This is a genomic window from Pseudoalteromonas piscicida, assembly GCF_000238315.3.
Classification (GTDB): Bacteria; Pseudomonadota; Gammaproteobacteria; order Enterobacterales; family Alteromonadaceae; genus Pseudoalteromonas; species Pseudoalteromonas piscicida.
Map to the genome: position 1 here is coordinate 1,180,530 of NZ_CP011924.1, position 15,188 is coordinate 1,195,717.

At 42.2% G+C, this 15,188-nt stretch carries 13 protein-coding genes; 6 read left to right on the forward strand and 7 right to left on the reverse strand.

The genetic code is table 11. The annotated features are described in order from the left end of the window. The first annotated feature begins 47 nt into the window (after positions 1-47). The 6 genes from PPIS_RS05450 to PPIS_RS05475 are packed head-to-tail and all read left to right on the forward strand — an operon-like array spanning position 48 to position 7,372. Complete coding sequence (locus tag PPIS_RS05450; RefSeq protein ID WP_010372839.1) at positions 48-647, forward strand: response regulator; 600 nt, start codon at positions 48-50, stop codon at positions 645-647. 2 nt (positions 648-649) lie between these two features. After that, positions 650-2,548, forward strand: coding sequence for an EAL domain-containing response regulator (locus PPIS_RS05455; RefSeq protein WP_010372837.1), 1,899 nt, complete (start codon positions 650-652; stop codon positions 2,546-2,548). Beyond that, complete coding sequence (locus PPIS_RS05460) at positions 2,538-3,677, forward strand: response regulator (RefSeq protein WP_010372833.1); 1,140 nt, start codon at positions 2,538-2,540, stop codon at positions 3,675-3,677. The genes PPIS_RS05455 and PPIS_RS05460 overlap by 11 nt, the downstream gene beginning before the upstream one ends. Beyond that, positions 3,649-4,626, forward strand: a complete 978-nt coding sequence (locus PPIS_RS05465) for a response regulator (protein ID WP_010372831.1) — start codon at positions 3,649-3,651, stop codon at positions 4,624-4,626. Before PPIS_RS05460 ends, PPIS_RS05465 begins: the two co-directional genes overlap by 29 nt. 2 nt (positions 4,627-4,628) lie before the next feature. Further along, entirely contained in the window at positions 4,629-6,920 is a 2,292-nt protein-coding gene (locus tag PPIS_RS05470; RefSeq protein ID WP_010372826.1) for a sensor domain-containing diguanylate cyclase, read from the forward strand. Positions 6,921-6,979: 59 nt separating this feature from the next. After that, complete coding sequence (locus PPIS_RS05475) at positions 6,980-7,372, forward strand: hypothetical protein (protein ID WP_232288044.1); 393 nt, start codon at positions 6,980-6,982, stop codon at positions 7,370-7,372. Between the two features lie 34 nt (positions 7,373-7,406). Here the strand turns inward: PPIS_RS05475 and PPIS_RS05480 are convergent, their stop codons facing one another. Genes PPIS_RS05480 through PPIS_RS05510 form a run of 7 tightly spaced genes read right to left on the reverse strand, consistent with a single transcriptional unit; the run spans position 7,407 to position 15,182 of the window. Next, the gene (locus tag PPIS_RS05480; RefSeq protein ID WP_010372821.1) at positions 7,407-8,258 is read right to left on the reverse strand and encodes a lysozyme inhibitor LprI family protein; all 852 of its coding nucleotides are present in this window, start codon (positions 8,256-8,258) and stop codon (positions 7,407-7,409) included. 54 nt (positions 8,259-8,312) lie between these two features. Next, positions 8,313-9,365, reverse strand: a complete 1,053-nt coding sequence (locus PPIS_RS05485; RefSeq protein ID WP_010372818.1) for a protein-glutamate methylesterase/protein-glutamine glutaminase — start codon at positions 9,363-9,365, stop codon at positions 8,313-8,315. Then, positions 9,365-9,865, reverse strand: a complete 501-nt coding sequence (locus tag PPIS_RS05490) for a chemotaxis protein CheD (protein ID WP_248694148.1) — start codon at positions 9,863-9,865, stop codon at positions 9,365-9,367. Before PPIS_RS05490 ends, PPIS_RS05485 begins: the two co-directional genes overlap by 1 nt. Next, positions 9,859-10,659, reverse strand: coding sequence for a CheR family methyltransferase (locus PPIS_RS05495; protein WP_010372812.1), 801 nt, complete (start codon positions 10,657-10,659; stop codon positions 9,859-9,861). Before PPIS_RS05495 ends, PPIS_RS05490 begins: the two co-directional genes overlap by 7 nt. Positions 10,660-10,670: 11 nt before the next feature. Continuing rightward, positions 10,671-12,905, reverse strand: a complete 2,235-nt coding sequence (locus tag PPIS_RS05500; RefSeq protein ID WP_010372810.1) for a methyl-accepting chemotaxis protein — start codon at positions 12,903-12,905, stop codon at positions 10,671-10,673. A 14-nt stretch (positions 12,906-12,919) separates the two neighbouring features. Beyond that, entirely contained in the window at positions 12,920-14,896 is a 1,977-nt protein-coding gene (locus PPIS_RS05505) for a chemotaxis protein CheA (RefSeq protein WP_010372807.1), read from the reverse strand. Between the two features lies 1 nt (position 14,897). Beyond that, entirely contained in the window at positions 14,898-15,182 is a 285-nt protein-coding gene (locus PPIS_RS05510) for an STAS domain-containing protein (protein ID WP_010372805.1), read from the reverse strand. Between the last annotated feature and the right edge of the window lie 6 nt (positions 15,183-15,188).

Consider the following 15,188-nt stretch of genomic DNA (forward strand, 5'->3'; position numbering starts at 1 on the left):
TTTTCTTGTGCTATACCAATAGGTAAGAGAATTAAAGCAAAAAGACTATGCAAACACTTAAACCAAGCGAAATCGCCAGTTACTGTAACGTACACCAACGCAGTGTGAGTCGTTGGATTGCCAATGGCGAATTAAAAGGTCATAAGCTTCCTGGACGCGGTAACTACCGTGTCTTACTTGAAGACTTTTTATCCTTTTTAAACAAGCACAAAATCCCCCTTTCGCAAGACTTTATTAGCGACTATCAAATCGCAGAAAGTGGACTACACTCTGATAAAGAACGGGATTTAGCTAAGGTGCTTATCATTGATGACGAGCCCCAGTATAGAAAAGCGATACGACGAGTGATAGGCAACGATTATTTGATACAAGAAGCTGGGGATGGCTTTATGGCTGGCATTGCCATCTCTGAGTTTAAACCAAGTTTAATCACGCTCGATCTTTCCATGCCGGGAATGGATGGCTTTGAAGTGATCTCATTTATCCGCGAAAAAGAAGAATTTAAAGCGATTAAGATTTTGGTGGTCTCTGCGTTAAATGATGTAGAACTTGAAAAGGCTAAAGCGATGGGCGCCAACGATGCCCTTTCTAAACCGTTTGATAACTCTATTCTGTTAGAAAAAATTAATGCGCTAATACAGGGGTAGCTATGAATGCACCTATCATGTTGGTTGATGATGAAATTGATATTCTAAAGTCGCTTAAACGCACTCTGCGTTTACAGCATTATGAAGTGGTATATACCGATGACCCGAGACAAGCGCTCAGTTTGATACAAGAGCACAAACCTCATGTGCTTATTACTGATTTCAGAATGCCCAACATGAATGGCCAAGAGCTTATCCAAGAAGTGAAAAAGCATGATCCCAGTATTGAATGCATCGTGCTCAGTGGGCAAGCTGATTATGACGATATGAAGTCGCTGATCAATGCGAATAACACCTTTAAGTTTTTATCCAAGCCTTGGAATAACGAAGAGCTGTACACAACGATAGAAGCGGCACTCACAAACCATCACAAAAACGAATTAAAAACCCAAATCCTGCGTAACAATAATGCGCCTTTAGTCGAAGTAAATACCATAGGTAATGTCATTGACTGTAATTACGCTTACACGGAGTTAGTGCTTAACGAGGCCAATAAAGGCAATTTCTTTCAGCTGTTTAATTTTGAAAGTGATAAATGCCTTGATGATTTTACCGAGCGCAGAATTGCAACACTAAAAAGCTCAGGGGTGTTATGCCAAGTTGAGCTCAAGCTAAAAACAGAATCCAGCTACTTACTTATCATTAAACCCCTCTCCAGCGAGCAGGATAAATATCCTAACTTCTATCAGAGCAAACTGGGCTTTCTCGAACATATCAATCGCACCGATAACTCTGTCATGATCTGCCTGAAAATTCGAGATTTGTTGGTTAAGAATATTATTTCCAATACCCCAATATATTCTGATACGTTTAAAAAAATCATAGATCATGCTCTATTGAGCGAAGCGACTCATTTTTCGATGCTTAAAATCAGCTTTGATCAAGCCATTTTCTGGCTAGATTCAGTACAAAGTGAAATTGAGGTACACAAGTTTTTAGATGAGTTAATCAACTCAATTAAACAATTTTTCATTCGCAAAAATATCCAAATCAAGTTCTCTGTCTCGTACACCATGATTGAGCCTGAGCAGCCACTCTCGGAAGCAATAGACAGCTTAGTTATCTATACCCAATTTGTTTGCGAGTCACGCACTGATTTCTATATGCGTTATTCGCAATCACTGCTTTCAGAAAAACTAAATGAGCATAAAGTCTCTGAAGCATTATTTAACGCCGTTGATAATGATGAGTTTTATCTAAGGTTCCAGCCTAAGCTTAATTTAAATGAACATTCAATCAATAGTTGTGAAGTGTTAATTCGCTGGAAGAACACCCAGTTTGGCGCTAACTCACCAGATTATTTTATTCCGTTAGCAGAAAAAGACGGACAAATAGTCAAAATAGGAACTTGGGTGCTTGAGCAGGCGTGTATCGCACTGTGCGAATGGCAAAAGGAAGAACTTGAGATCCAAAAAGTTGCAGTGAATGTTTCACCTTATCAACTTTCCGATCCCTGCTTTGTACAAACCATGTATTCGATTATTGAAAGGTATTCGCTCAAACCCGAACAATTCGAGTTAGAAATCACCGAGAACTTTGTCTTAGAAAATCTCGAGCAAGCTAAAACTAAATTACTACAATTAAAAGAAATCGGATTCTCCATTGCCATCGATGACTTCGGTACGGGCTATTCCTCATTGGGCTATATTTCAAAATTGCCAGTGGATGTTATCAAAATTGACAAAAGCCTGATTGAAAACATCGACAGTTCGAAATCAGCTCGAGATCTTGTCCAAAATGTTATTCGATTAGTTCACGACCTTGAATTAAAAGTTGTCGCTGAAGGTATAGAAACCGTGGAACAGCTTGAAATTCTAGAGCAGTTAAAATGCGATGAAGTACAAGGATATCTCATCGGAAAACCTGTTTTGCTTGAGGAGTTTACTCACTATGTCTATTAAAAGCCAAGTGCCACGGATTGTGCTCGTTGATGACGATGAGTTAATGTTGAAGTCGCTCCACCGCCACTTCAAAATCAGCATGGAAGGAGCTGAAATATTGACCTTTTCATCACCTAAACAATTCATAGAATCCCTAGATACGTTAGCAAGCATCGACATATTAGTGAGTGATTACCTTATGCCATCGATTAACGGTGTTGAATTAATCAATATCGTGAGGCGCCGTTATCCACAAGTCCTCACCGTGTTGTTAACCGGCGATACCACAGGCAAGGTACTGTGTAAGTCTTCAATTTCTGCTACCTTTATCGTCGCTAAGCCATTTAGAAGAGAAGAATTCGATGATGTGATCACCGCTTTTTATCGACTCAATGAGCTGCCATTAAGTGAAGCAATAAAGCGTGCCCTAAATGAAACTTTCATTGAAAACGAATTGCCTATCTTGCTAAGTAAAATTGAAGACATTGATTTAGATTTTCACAAGCTTGAAGCAATGCTGGAACAAGAGGTGCTCATTCAAGCTAAATTATTCCACCTGTGTAACAGTGCTTATGTGGGATTATCGACAAAGCAATACTCCCTCTCTACCGCAATTAAGACGCTCGGTGTGGATTTAGTGTCTGTAATTATTGTCTCTGTGTGTTATCACAATATGGTTGCAGCCAGATATGATATCGCGAACTGTGAGCAGTTAAGCGATATTAATTTTAGAAAGGTCAAATTACTTAAGGAATTGGTACATAAGCTACATGACGGCTCAATTGACTCTGAGCGCGTTGTTTTTGTTCAATCCTTATTATTTCTTGGCGAGCTCGGCTCAGAAATAGCTCAGCTTATTACCGAAAGTCAATGTCATTCCCCACAGAGTTGCTATATCGAGAAATTGCATATCGCCCTTTATACAGCCACATTAATTGGCTACGAGTCAGCCATCACAGATCAATTGTATGCGCTCATTAATGCCCTAGAAACGGGTAGCTCAGATTGCAATGCCACTAAGCTATTGTTGCTTATAGACACTATCACCAATAAAGAAGTCAATCAGACGGTGATCAACACCTTTTTTGATCAAAAGAGCCAAGATTGGTTGGAGCTTTTCTATGAACTCAGAAGCAAATACTTTAGTTAGTTACAAAGTACTGATATTAGACGATGAAACGTCAATACTTAAGGCGTTAAAACGAGTCATACGGCTGCCTTCGGTAGAGGTTGTCAGTTTTGATAATCCTTTTGAAGCTCTTGAGTACATAGACACGCACCCCGTTCAGGTTATTATCTCTGATTTTAGAATGCCGCTAATGAATGGTGGAGATTTTCTAAAACGAGCCAAAAAAATAAACCCTGGTGCAATTGGCCTAATTCTTAGCGGTTATACCGACTCCGATATGCTTATTGATATGATTAACAGCAAGGTTGCGCATAAGTTTTTGTGTAAACCATGGGAGAACGACAAATTACTCGAAGAAGTTAATGCAGCAATAGACGTATACAATAATAATTATTTTAAAACGGTTTTACAGGAACAACTAAAAAAGCGTGATTGCCCACGGGTATTAATCAATAATGAAGGCCAAGTTGTCGAGCATAATCTCAGCAAAGACATAGAATCTCAGATTCTTGCGGAGTTCTCGGCATGCTTTAGTGGTAATGGCATCTACCACACTCCTCTTGGTGTTTTGAGATGTGAGATCCGTAGCAATCCAAAAGACGAGGAGTTCTATCTGATCACGATAGAAAAAGTCGAAGTAACAGACGAAATTAACGTCTATGAAGTTATCACCGAGCTGCTATTATGTTACTCGATAAACCCCGTTCTCACTTACTATGCGTTGCCAACTTGCGAACTCACCACAGCGAAATTGGCAGCTGCGGCTCAAGAAGTTTTCAGAAACTATAAAATATTACCGTCACCGACCCATAACTATCTGTTTGTACTGGATAACATTGAGCAATCCTTATTGCCAAGAAAGCAGATAGAGCTAGAAATTCAGTTGGAAAAGTTACTCGATACCGCACTACCTCACGAGATACAAAGTAATACCACTCAACTTGCTGCATTTTTAAATAATGGAGAGTAGGCGTGGATACTTTTGCAAAAGTTGAATTAACACAAGATTTAGTCGAATCAAGCTTTCCGCTCGCCGACCTCAATACGCTACTCACCTCTCTCTCTGATTATTTCGAGGTACCAATTACTTTAGTCACCGTAATTGAAGGGCAATGGCAACATCTGATCGCCAGACATGGGATCCTAGCCGACAAGACACCGGAGCAAGATGCTTTTTGTAAGAGCTTAATCAAACATAACAAGTCTTTACTTGTTCCAGATACCGCCTTAGATGAAAACTATGCCAATAACCCACTGGTTACTGGCGAGCCCTACATTCGCTCATACTTGGGTGTACCTTTTCGACTCGACGGCAAGCCTATCGGTGGCGTCTGTTTAATCGATACCAAACCGAAAAATTATGCCGAGCGAGATGTTCATTTACTCGAGACAATTAGCGGTCTTATCACCAATATTTTAGAGCTACAAAAGAACTATTCGTTATACCTCGAAGATCAAGAGTTAATCCGTTTTTCACCGATCGTGTTAATTAAGTGGAAGTATAATAATGGGCTGCGCATTCGTACGGTTTCTCCGAATATTGAACGCGTAATTGGTATTGACGCTTTCCACTTATGCTCCGGAGAATTGCATTTTGAAGACTTACTCACCGAGCCAAGTGTTGAGAAATTTCATTTTAACTTACAAAACCACTTGGATGGTTTAGAGGCGTCTGAAATTTTGCTAGAGATGGCATTAGACTCAAAACAGATCTGGATCCGTATGATCACCGTGGCGCACTTTAACCACGACGGCAGAATGACAAGCATTCAGGCTTTTATTACCGAAAATACTGCGCAAAAGTACACCGAAGACAAACTCAATGAGACAAACCGACAGATGCGCCTGTTACTAGAAGCCTCGGAGCTAGGTACATGGGATTGGAATATTCCAGCAGATATCAACAAAGTTAATAAAAAGTGGTGTGATATGCTTGGAATTGAATTTGAATACGTTGAGACCAGCGTTAATTACTTCCGCCAACTTATTCATCCAGCCGATCGTAGTCACGTAGAAAGAGACCTAGCCAAGCACCTACAAGGGTTAACCGATGCCTACACCACGTCCTATAGAATGAAACATGCCGACGGACACTGGGTGTGGATAGAAACCTATGGCAAAGTGGTTGAACGCGATAATAGCGGCAGAGCACTGCGCCTTGCTGGTACTCACCGGGATATTACCTACCGGATGGAAGCGCAGTTGCAAGAGCGAAAGCAAAAACAATTACTGTCTTTTATCAGTAAAGCACAGTCAGCCTATTTAAAGACTGGTGATCTGTCTAAATCATGCCGTGAAATTCTAGAAGAGCTCATCGACATTGCGGATAGCCAATTTGCGCTGATCGGCGAGCTTGAGCATACCGCCGGTGTGCCAAGGCTCTTTATTCATGCAATTTCAGAAATGCAATGGAATGATCTAAGCTCTCAATTGGTACAGCGGTATTATGATAACGATCTTTATTTTACTGATTTTAATAATCTGTTCGGGTCGGTTATCCTGACAGGGAAAACCGTAATTAGTAATGAACGAGGCAAGCACCCTGCGTCGAAAGGCACGCCAAAAGGACACCCAAGGATCTCTAAGTTTTTAGGGCTGCCGATAAAACTCAATGGCGAATTGGTCGGTATGATAGGACTTGCGAATAAGTTTTTTGACTATACCGAAGAAGATGCAAAATTCTTACAACCATTAGTCGATTCTCTAGCTGGTTTATACTATGCGGTTAAACTCGATAAAGAGCGCCAAGAAGCAGAAAACAAACTGCTTGAACTCGCAATGACCGACACCTTATCAGGCCTGCCCAACCGACGTGCCTTTATGGAAAAAGCCGCCGAAGTTGGTGAGATATCCTTCCCCTATTTAATTGGTATGGTAGATATCGATAACTTTAAGTCAATTAATGATACCTACGGTCATGATGCTGGTGACAAAGCCATTAAGCTGATTGCTTACACCATAAAGGATGCGCTACGCAGTGATGATTTTACCGCGCGAATGGGAGGTGAGGAGTTTGCATTTGTATTGCTTGATGCCACACATGGATCATCTAGCGCATTGATTGAGACTATCAGAGAATCTATATCCAACTTGGAAATTACACTGTCAGAAGAAGAGAAAATACATCTCACGGTCAGCATTGGTGTAAAAGCGGTACTTCCCGAGATGGAAAAAATGTCTATTACAGGACATTTAAATGATGCTGATAAAGCTTTGTATGAGGCTAAACATACTGGCAAAAATAAAGTAGTTTGGTTCGAATAGCAAAATATTTCATATTGCTTGATATACTTTAATTTCGCGTCAGACATAAAAATGGAAAAATGATGAAACCGCTCTCACGTAACCTAGCTGCACTTGGATTTTTAGTCACTTCATCTGTAGCTTATGCCGATTATACTGCTGAGTTAGAAATTGACAGAATGCAGGACACACCGTTTAAAGAGTGTAGCGACTACACTTTTCGCCAAGTTATGAATAATTTTTTTACCGAACTCACTTGGGATTATCTCACAAGCGATTGGGGCAGAAACTACATAAATATTGATGGTTATGTAGAAGAAGAAGGCGAAAAGTTTGATTTTCTTCTTCAATACGAAGTCAAATCTGATGGGACGTTTGAATTTAACGCAATGGAGTTCTTAGGAAAAGCAAAAGACGACTCGTTTATTATCATGATGCTCGACAAGATTTGCTATCATTCAACCGGTGATTAACGCTTCAACTCGAAGCGCTAATGTGCTTCTAAACTTAGTCTACTGTAACTTTGCACTGGATGGGCTGTTGATAATAACCCCAAGTTAATATTGCTACATTACTTTGTACTTTAAGGTGATAATCGCCACCGCGGTAATGAGTATCGCTGGCGGAGTTATCGATGAACATCAGCTTTTCACTGTCATTAAATTCTGCGACCATGCTTAGTGGCTGAGTATCATAGTAAAAAACGGATAATAACTTATCGTTACAGAGATACGTCGTATGCCCGGAGCTAGTCACTAATGCAAAACGAGCCTCAAGCTCGGCAATACGGTGAATATACGACTGCTTCAAGCAATGCGTGCTATCGCTAGATTTCCAACACGCATTACGCCCTTTTATCCACCCTCTTTGCTCGGCTTGAAGCTGCTTCGAATGCGGCTCTTTTACAATTTTTTCATACACAGAATTGAGCCTGCTATCCAGTCGAGACAACACCGCACTATCACAAATAACGGCTTCCATGCTTCCAGCTCTTACCTCGTTACAAGCGAATGTAGGCGTATGTAGGGTATGTTGTTTTAAGTGCTCGTCAATATAGCGACACCAATCCTGCGTGCCACGGTCGGGCTTATCCGAGTAACTTCTTACACCAAGTTTAAACTCAATGACCGATTGCCATTCTTGGCTGCCAAGATCAGGACCATGCCCGCTACCATCGCCACTTATTAAAAGATCATCGACCTCTGTCATCCACTGCTCGCCACAGTGAAACGCTTCAACGTTCAATTGCTCGGTGGGTGTTAAAACTGTCCTAGTTTGTGGCGCACATCCAAATAGAGTGATGGCTATAACTGCAGCCAATCCATGAAAAAAATTACGGGTTAATGTAGTCGCTTTCAAGCTAATTTCCTTTTAATCGCGTAAACAAGAGTTGCGCTTATCAAAACAGCAACATTATGAAAAGCATTGAGTTATTGTCGTCGGCACGTCCGCTAGAGTCACTTCTTTACTGTGAGCATTTAGCTTAATGGCCTCTTTGGGCATTCCAAATACAATACTGGAGCTTTCATCTTGTGCATAAGTCTGCGCCCCCGATTTCTTCATTTCTAACAAACCAAATGCACCATCTGCGCCCATTCCGGTTAATATAAATCCGATAGCATTGCTTCTAACTTGCTTCGCAACAGATTGAAATAATACATTGACCGAAGGCTTATGGCGCTGCACTGGCGGCCCATCTTTGAGCTGAGTGTAATAGAATGCACCACGACGAACAAGCTGAAGGTGATGGCTTCCTGGCGCGATATACACATGGTTAGCCAATACGCGTTCGTTATGCTCAGCTTCTTTAATCTTTAATTTTGAAAGATCATTTAGCCTTTGAGCAAAGGCTTTAGTGAAGTTGGCTGGCATATGTTGCACCACCACAATACCAGGCAATTCGGGTTCTAATTGACTAAATATGTACTCAAGCGCTTGCGTCCCCCCTGTCGAAGTGCCGATGGCTACCACTTTATCAGTGGTATTAATGGAAAGGTTGGTATTGCTCATTGCAACATTGATAGCAGGCGCGCGGCTTATGTCTTCCGTAGAGGACTTTGGTCTGTAGAATCTCGCTTGCTTAACCACTTTAATAAATTGCTCGCGTTGAGACTCAAGAAATGATTTTAAGCCACACTCAGGTTTAGTTAAGATTTCAAATGCGCCAAGAGAGAGTGCCTCTACCGACAATTGAGCTCCTGTGGTTGTTAGCGATGAACAAATGATCACGGGGATAGGTTTATTGGCCATGAGCCAGCGTAAAAAGGTAATGCCATCCATCTGTGGCATTTCTATATCAAGAATAATAACATCTGGCGGCTCTGCCAACACGCTGGGCTGCGCCAAGACAGGGTTGCTAAACACCTTAGTCACGCAGATTTCAGGCGAATACTCCAACATCGCAGTGACCGTTTGCCTTACCACAGCAGAGTCATCGATAATATAGACAGAAATTTTATTCGACATCAGGTTGCTCTCCTGCTCGATAACGCAACATGAAAACGGTCTACCTGGCAAGAGCCATCCTTGAGATCCACTTGAATTCTCCGATAATAAGGGCCACCAACATCACGCGCAATAAGCCTAAATCCATAATCGTCAATCAGCTTATGACTCATTTCGATGTTTCGCATACCGACAGTCTCTGAACAAGACGTTTTGAACATCTCTCCACCACCAAAAAGCTTAATCTCCACACAATCCTCAGCGATACTAAACCGCTTTAAATATTGGCGAACCAACGAAAAAGTCTTATCGACATATTTAGCGGGCTCATCGTCATTCGGCTTTTCTGTGGTTGGCAATAGCATATGACTGACAACAACTAGTTGGTGCTGCTTAGACACTAAAACAAATGAAACACAGGACCCCAGCAAGGTATTGAGCGTTGCTGGACGAAATGACTCAATTGCCAAACTACCCGGCTGCAAAAATATTGATTCAACGTCTCTGTTTGGCATCAACATTTTGCATACACCGCAGGGGCGATTGACTCAAATTTGTCATACACGCCATTTAAGCTCTCGGAGTGTCCTAAAAACAAAAAACCTTGCTTCGGCATCGCCCTATAAATATTCTCGAGGATTTTTACCTTTTCGTCTTTTTCAAAATAAATCAGTGCGTTACGGAGGAATATTATGTCAGCTTTACCACCGATATAAGGCACAAGTAGATTATTTTTGAAAAAATTAACCTTATGATAGAGCTCATCATTCACCATGATATAGCCGGTCTTCTCTCCGACGCCATTTAGACAGTATTTCCTTAGATATTCGTCAGGAATGTTTTTAGCACGATGTAAGGGGTAAATTGCCTTTTTCGCTAAATCCAGCATCCGCTCAGAAATATCACTGGCACGCACCACCCAATTCCCGTGACCATAATACTCCTGCGTGCACATGGCCAAGGTGTATGCCTCTTCGCCAGAAGAGCAAGCCGCACACCAAATATCTGGTGCAGACTTTTGGTAGTACGTGGTAAACAGCTCTGCGAGCTTTTCAAAGTGTTTACGCTCTCTGAAGAAATAGGTTTCATTGGTAGTCAGCAAGTCGATGCACATATTTCGCTCACCTTTGTTATTGGGTATCTTTAGATACTCAATGTACTCACCATAGCTACTTAATCCTAAAATCCTCAGTCTTTGATTTAGTCGTCCACAGACTAAGTTCTTTTTATGATCCCTAAGATGTATTCCTGATTCGGCTTTGAAGAAGTCAGCAATACAGGTAAATTCTTGATCGCTAATAAAGTCCCCAATCATGTGGCACCTCCTTAGAACTGTTCAAAGTGCTCTTTTGAGCGAGCTTGCCCAGCACTCACTTCTTTTCGCTCGGCGACGGGTTGTGCTTCTGATTGCGGCTTGCCTCCTTCTAACACTCGGATTTTGCTTTGGCTTTCAATGTCTCCGATTTTAAAATAGGCGACGAGCTGGGTAAGCGTCTCTGCTTGACTGGACATTTCTTCCGCGGTAGCTGCTAGTTCTTCTGACGATGACGCATTTTGCTGCGTTAGCTGGGTGATTTGATTCATCGAGTCGTTGATTTGGCCAACACCTGCCGCTTGTTCGTCTGACGCTGCGGAGATCTCTTGTACTAAATCAGAGGTTTTACCAATCGCAGGCACGATTTCAGCAAGTAGACTACCAGCTCGCTCGGCTTTGCTGACTGAGCCAGATGCTAACTGAGATATTTCCTGCGCTGCAAATTGAGATCGCTCAGCAAGCTTTCTGACTTCTGCAGCCACCACAGCAAACCCTTTACCATGCTCTCCAGCTCGAGCCGCTTCTATGGCAGCGTTGAGTGCCAACAGATTCGTTTGATAAGCAATGTCATCAACAATACCTATCTTAGAAGCAATTTGTTTCATGGCCGATACGGTCTCTTCCACGGCGCTACCGCCTTCTTGTGCTTCACCTGCCGCTTTAGATGCCATACCGTCAGTGATTTTAGAGTTTTCTGCATTTTGTGCAATGGATGCCGTCATTTGCTCTACAGAGGCTGATGTCTCTTCAACTGATGAGGCTTGTTCGCTTGCACTTTGTGCCAGTGACTGGGCTGTAGAGGAGACTTCGGTCGATGCCTGTGCTAGCGATTCTGAGTTAGAACGAACATCACAAATAATGCGACTTAAACTGGAGATTGTACTATTTACGCTTTGTTTCAACTCGTCATAGACACCTGAATAGCTTCCTGCAATCTCAACATCAAGGCGGCCTTCTTTTAACCCCTCCATGACATTAGCAATTTCTTGAATTGGCTTTTCAGTCGCTTCCAATACCTCGTTAAGACCATCAGTCATGGTTTTAAATGCGCCGGCATAGTTTGAGGTATCGGCGCGATTTTGGATGTTTCCTTTGACCGCTTGTGAAACCAACTCGACGATATCGTTCGCTAAGGTATCTAACACATCGGTGAGATTGGCTGTACGTTGCGCCAGCTCACCTAAAAGCCCTTGTGCTTGTACTTTGGGCTTTAATGATAAGTTACCTTCACTCACTGCGTTTAGCACGGCAAAATTGTCCTCAAGTACCGATTCCAGCACTTCCATCGACTTATTATATGCCTCTGCAATTCTGCCTATCGATCCCTCTAATTCATTGGCTTCAATGCGTCTGTCAAATTCCCCGCAAGCTACCGCTTGGAAGGCAACACCAAACTCTTCTTCTAACAAGCGCTCTTTACGCTTTTCATCAGTTACGTCTTTCCACTCAACCGTAGTAGAAATACGCTTATTGTCTTCATCAAATACAGGGGTGATCATGAGCTCCAAGCTGTGCTCACCAAACCCTAGTCTCGCAACGTGCGTTGAGGTTAAACTCGCTAACATAGTACGCTGGTGGCTTGGATTACGGTGGAATTGGTCAATACTTCCTCCCACCAGTTTGTCAACGCAAAAGGTAGGTAACGTGCTTTGGATCGCACTTTCTAACCTGAGTAACATGTCTCGCATAGCACGATTTATATAAACAATGTCGTAATTTTCATCAGCCAGCATAATGCAAGCGGTACTGTAATCCATGGCTTGTTTATAAAAATCGCTATTACTTCCAGCGCTCAAACTCGCTTGGCTGATTAATTTAGCCACGAAACTACAGTTAGCAATGGGCTGTGCTAATTTCATGATTTCTAATTGATAAGATCCACTAGGTATATTAACAGTGGTTGCTTTGTCTATCAGCTCGGAAAAGTTATTGTGCAATGACAGCATATCAATAATATATCCACCATCACTTTGTGCGTTATTTGCAATAAGCCGGGTAAATTGATTGCTTTGATGAACAATCCGACCAGCACCATCTAAGAGTGCAGCAAAGGTGCCTGTGGTTTCGATAGCCGCTAACTCTGCGTTACTTTTAAGCAAACTTAACACATTGGTCGCAAGTGTTTTGGCTTCCCCTTCATATAAAGCGGGGTTTACTTGGGTAAGATCTGAGTGTTCAATCGCGTTTACGACTGCCTTTGACAGCTGATTAACTTGTTTGTCAAAGATTGCTGGTAAAATTCCCATTGTATATCCCCTTATTAAGAGTTAGCTAATTTTCTAGATTCAGGTTCATGAGCAAAATCATGAATAAGCTTTGGTACATCAAGAATGAGCGCAATGTCTCCTGACCCTAAAATACTTGAGCCACTGATCCCCGACATCTTTTCAAATAACGCACCGAGTGGTTTGATGACCGTTTGAAACTCACCTAACAGCTGATCGACGACGATGCCTGCTCGCAACTGGCCGTACTTCACAACGACAATACTTGGTCTGATCTTAGGGTTCGTCGGTAAGTCGAAAATACGACTCAAATGAATAAATGGCAGCACCGTACCGCGAAGATTAATGTAATCGGTTTGACGAGTTGCCCCATTGCCAAGCGGAAGTTCAATACACTCTGTAACCATATCGAGTGGAATGACGAACTTAGCATCAGCAACACTCACCATAAAACCATCGATAATGGCCATGGTTAACGGCAACCTGAGTTGGAAACACGTACCTTGGTGCTCGACAGATTCAACACTCACCGTTCCACGTACCGCTTCAATGTTTTTCCTCACCACATCCATGCCAACGCCGCGTCCCGAGATATTTGATATTTTTTCGGCTGTGGAAAAACCTGGTTCGAAGATTAAGTTAGCAATTTCTTTGTCGGTAAGCTCAGTATCAGGTGAGATCAGATTACGCTGAATTGCTTTTTCTTTAATTTTTTCTTTGTCTAGCCCACGTCCATCGTCGCTGATCTCTATTACAATACTGCCAGAATCATGAAAGGCTTTGAGTGATAAAGTACCGTATTCAGGTTTTCCACTGTCCGCTCGTTGTGCAGGTGGCTCCATACCATGATCAATGGCATTGCGAACTAAATGCGTAAGAGGGTCGACTATCTTTTCAACCATTGATTTATCAAGTTCGGTTTCAGCCCCCATAATTTCTAAAGAAACCTGTTTTTCCAACTCCTTTGAGGTGTCGCGCACCACACGGCTAAAACGATTGAACGTTTCGCCTATCTGTACCATTCTGAGTTGCAGTGTACTGCTTTGCACATCACTAACGAGTTGTTGAATATGTTCAACAATTTCAGTAAGGGCCGAGTCACGTATTGTTTTGGTGTGATCTTCGAGTGCCGCAGACACGATAACCAGCTCGCCAAGTTCATTGACTAATTCATCTAGCTTCTGCGCCGGTATTTTCATCATCCGCTCGGGATTCTTTGGTTTGACTTTGTTATTTTTGGTGGGCTGTTTATCAGCTTTGACAAGTGTTGGCGTTGGCTTATCATCTTCAATTGGGGCTATCTCAATATTTGATTCTGCAGCAATAAACTCAAATGCTTCATCAATATCTTCTCGCGTAGAGTGATGTATCTCTAGCTGCATTCTAAAATGGCATAATTCTAGTTCATCTGCTGTGACCGCGTTAAGCGCAGGTACCTCATCAATTAGCCAATCTACTTCTACCGTACTACCTTTACTTTCGATGTAGCGAATAATCGAGAGTGGATCAAAACCATCCACCATGCAGGCCTTATAAAACTGCGCTGAGACTCGAAAGCTCTGCGTTGCTTCTTGATTTTCGACAACGGTTTGCTCACTTGAGGCTTGGTCTTGCAAACCACTATATGACTTTAAACTTTCTAGCAGCCCAGCTTCAGCATCGGTCAACGCCTGAGGAAAATCTTCGTTGGACTCTAAGCACTTAATTAACGCATTTATATGGTCATTACATTCGAGCAGAGTCGAAATCAGTCTTTCGCAAGGATTTAGCGCGTGATCACGAAGAAGCTCCATAGTGGCTTCAACAAAATGCGTAAAGTCGACAATATGGTCATAGCCAACAACGCCAGCAGAGCCCTTTATGGTATGTGCAGCACGAAACGCCTCGTTAATGATCTCGTCGTCACTATTTGGCAGTATAGACTCCATTGCCAAGAGACTTTCTTCAAATTGAAGTACCAACTCCTTGGCTTCTTCAATAAAGACCGCTTGAATTTCGGATAAATCAACCATCTTACCTCCTTTGCGCGCAGTTTGATGCAACTAAGGTATTGAGTAGCCATAAGGCACAAGGTGAGTGATGCTCATCAACCCCTATCACAGATAATGGCCTTTCCGTACAACACTGTGCGAGTGCAACAACTAATTGAAACCCTGCAGCGTCCACCTCCAGCAGCTCGCTAAGGTCAATCGCTACCGCCGTCGTATCATCGCTTAACATGAGCTGCCATTTTGCTGCCACTTTGCTCACTTCATAAATGGTCAATACTTCTGGCAGCACAATGGTTAAGTTGCTCATATTTAT

What these genes read in the sequence shown, in the direction of transcription:
- PPIS_RS05460 (WP_010372833.1), top strand. Translation starts at nt 2,538, where the DNA reads ATGTCTATTAAAAGCCAAGTGCCACGGATTGTGCTCGTTGATGACGAT.
- PPIS_RS05475 (WP_232288044.1), top strand. Translation starts at nt 6,980, where the DNA reads ATGATGAAACCGCTCTCACGTAACCTAGCTGCACTTGGATTTTTAGTC.
- PPIS_RS05505 (WP_010372807.1), bottom strand. Translation starts at nt 14,896, where the DNA reads ATGGTTGATTTATCCGAAATTCAAGCGGTCTTTATTGAAGAAGCCAAG.
- PPIS_RS05490 (WP_248694148.1), bottom strand. Translation starts at nt 9,865, where the DNA reads ATGTTGATGCCAAACAGAGACGTTGAATCAATATTTTTGCAGCCGGGT.
- PPIS_RS05450 (WP_010372839.1), top strand. Translation starts at nt 48, where the DNA reads ATGCAAACACTTAAACCAAGCGAAATCGCCAGTTACTGTAACGTACAC.
- PPIS_RS05455 (WP_010372837.1), top strand. Translation starts at nt 650, where the DNA reads ATGAATGCACCTATCATGTTGGTTGATGATGAAATTGATATTCTAAAG.
- PPIS_RS05510 (WP_010372805.1), bottom strand. Translation starts at nt 15,182, where the DNA reads ATGAGCAACTTAACCATTGTGCTGCCAGAAGTATTGACCATTTATGAA.
- PPIS_RS05485 (WP_010372818.1), bottom strand. Translation starts at nt 9,365, where the DNA reads ATGTCGAATAAAATTTCTGTCTATATTATCGATGACTCTGCTGTGGTA.
- PPIS_RS05500 (WP_010372810.1), bottom strand. Translation starts at nt 12,905, where the DNA reads ATGGGAATTTTACCAGCAATCTTTGACAAACAAGTTAATCAGCTGTCA.
- PPIS_RS05465 (WP_010372831.1), top strand. Translation starts at nt 3,649, where the DNA reads ATGAACTCAGAAGCAAATACTTTAGTTAGTTACAAAGTACTGATATTA.
- PPIS_RS05495 (WP_010372812.1), bottom strand. Translation starts at nt 10,659, where the DNA reads ATGATTGGGGACTTTATTAGCGATCAAGAATTTACCTGTATTGCTGAC.